The sequence below is a fragment of the Dolichospermum sp. LEGE 00246 genome, assembly GCF_015207865.1.
In the GTDB taxonomy this organism is placed as follows: domain Bacteria; phylum Cyanobacteriota; class Cyanobacteriia; order Cyanobacteriales; family Nostocaceae; genus Dolichospermum; species Dolichospermum heterosporum.
Window position 1 is genome coordinate 1 of sequence record NZ_JADEWA010000591.1, and the last position, 2,735, is coordinate 2,735.

Genomic DNA, 2,735 nt, shown 5'->3' on the forward strand with positions numbered 1-2,735 from the left:
TAGCACGGGTGGGGTATGGAAATTTGGGGAAGATGCTGATTTTAAAAGTGGGAGAAGTTTATCCCAATCAAAGTAAATATCACCTAAATCGGCCAAACTATTAATTATTTGATCTAATTCTGCTAGTTCTGCGGTGGGAATTAAACCGAGATGACGGTCAGGAATGGTAATATTATCTTGTCGTCGTAAGACACCGAGTATGGGTAATTGTAAAGGTGAAAGGGCAGCTTTTAATAATGATAAATGCCGATCGCTTCCGACTCGATTTAAGACTAATCCAGCAACTTTAATTCTACTATCTAAAGAACAATAACCGTGAGCGATCGCAGCTACTGAACCCGATAAACGGCTACAATCAATTACTAATATTATTGGTATATCTAACAATCTAGCAACGTGCGCTGTACTCGCAAAGTCGGTTTTTTCACTTGTGTTTGATAAATGGCTAATACCATCAAACAAACCCATTACCCCTTCAACTAAAGTATATTCAGACTGGGGAGAATGATGGTGAAAACATTGCTGCACATAACTTTCTGAAGTTAGCACAGCATCTAAATTTCGGCAAGGAAGACCAGTAACATATTGATGAAACATCGGATCAATATAATCGGGTCCCACCTTAAAAGATTGCACTTTTACACCACGACGACGTAAAGATGCTAATAGGGTAAGTGTAACTGTTGTTTTCCCGACTCCACTCCGTTCTCCAGCAATAATTATAGACATAGATTATAAGATTATGTAAAAATAATTGTACTTAGCGACTAGAAGTCGCGGCTATACGGGCAAAACCCACCTGCGTGGGTTAAAAACCTTGATTTTTCTTAGGGACTTCCAATTAAAAAAATACCCAAAAATTTCTTGTGGTGCGGGCATCTTGCCCGCTAACCATCAAGGACGGGCAGGATGCCCATCCCACAAAATTGGGTAATTTATTTTTTGGTGTTCCCTTAGTCCACGCAGGTGGACTTTGTTTGTGTAGTAGCGACTGACCGTCGCCGATAGCGGGGCTAAATATTTTCTGATCCTTCCCGTTGTCTTTCTTCAATGTCCACTGGAGAAATCATACTATTGATTTTTTCTACATCAGTCATCATTATAATGATACCTACTATTGTTTCTTCTAGTAAAGGACTACAGGCAACATAACATTGGATTTTTTTACCGCGACGGTTGGTGGCATTCAGAAGCATTTCCTGTAATTTCTTCTTACCAGACATAGTATCACGAATGGGATTTCGCAATTGTTCTATAGGTACCCCGATATCCAAACTAAACAAAGATTTATTTATTACTTCATCACTGCGTAAACCCCACAGATCTTCAACTGTATGATTCCAAATTAAAATATTAAAACTACTATCCATAACTACTATTCCCATTTGCAGAGAGTCTAAGATAGAAGCAAGAAAAATATTAGTTTGGTCAAGTTCAGTGGTGCGATCGCTTAATTCATTATTTATTGTTTGTAACTCTTCATTAGCAGATTGGAGTTCTTCATTCATTGTCTCCATTTCTTGATTTGTTGATTGAATTTCCTCATTGGTTGTTTCTAATTCCTCATTGGTAGATTGTAATTCCTCATTGGTTGTTTCTAGTTCTTCATTGGTAGATTGTAATTCTTCATTAGTAGATTGCAATTCTTCATTAGTTGTTTCTAATTCCTGTCGAGAGCGTTGTAGTTCTGTATGGAGTTTGATATAAGGACTGACATCATTAAAAGAAATTGTCACACCGACAATATTTTGATCAGTATCTTGTAGAGGAATAATCCGCACATCTAAATGTTGAAGTTCTGAATTAGATTGATAACGTTCAATATTTGTGAGTGTAATAGGATGACGTTCATTATAGACCCGTTCAATTATTGAGCGTAATTCCACAGGTCTATAAGATAGTTCTAAATTATGAAAAGGGCGGTTTAAATCTCTAACTGTTAGTCCAAATAAATTTCGAGCTTCTTCATTAATCATGATTAACTTACCATTATTATCAATCACAATTTGGGCATTAGATGCAGTATCAAAAGCCAATTCTTTAATCTGCATTTCATAATCTATATTCTTATTTGAAGCTGGACTTTTGATATTTGTAAGCAGCAATCGACGATCATTCATATTTTCCAAAGATACTTTCGCAAATACACGATCTTTTAAATCTATGGGGATAAATAAATTAGAGTGCATGACTAACATCTCTGCTTTTCCTAAAAACAGATAGCCATGGTCATTAAGCGCAAAATGAAACCGATTGATAATCTTTCCTTGTGTTTCCGAATTAAAATACATTAACGTATTGCGACAAATCAATAAATCTAAACGAGAAATTGGTGCATCCTGAAGTAAATCATGACGACCAAAAATCACGCAACGACGTAAATCTTGACGAAAAACATAGTTTTTATTCACTAGATCAAAATATTTGTCGCGCAGTTCTAAGGGAACTTCAATAATATTTTTTGCTGAATAACTAGCTTGACGAGCTTGAAAAAGAGCTTCTTCATCTACATCTGTCGCGTAGATTTTTACCCGTCTACGAAACTCTTCCATTCCCAATATTTCTGATAAGACCATTGCTAAAGTATAAGCCTCTTGTCCAGAAGCACAACCAGCACTCCAGCACCGAATCTGTTCATCTTGTTGTTTATTTTTGATGATATTAGGGATAATTTTCTTGGCTAAATATTCCCAAGCTGAACTATCTCTAAAAAAAGCAGTTACATTAATTAAAAT

At 36.0% G+C, this 2,735-nt stretch carries 2 protein-coding genes; both read right to left on the reverse strand.

Annotated features, from left to right (window positions below; translation table 11 throughout):
* A partial coding sequence (locus IQ228_RS24395; RefSeq protein WP_193964746.1) for a cobyrinate a,c-diamide synthase occupies positions 1-729 on the reverse strand: 729 nt, incomplete at its 3' end.
* Between the two features lie 284 nt (positions 730-1,013).
* On the reverse strand, positions 1,014-2,735 hold a 1,722-nt coding region (locus tag IQ228_RS24400; RefSeq protein WP_193964747.1), incomplete at its 5' end, for a CheR family methyltransferase.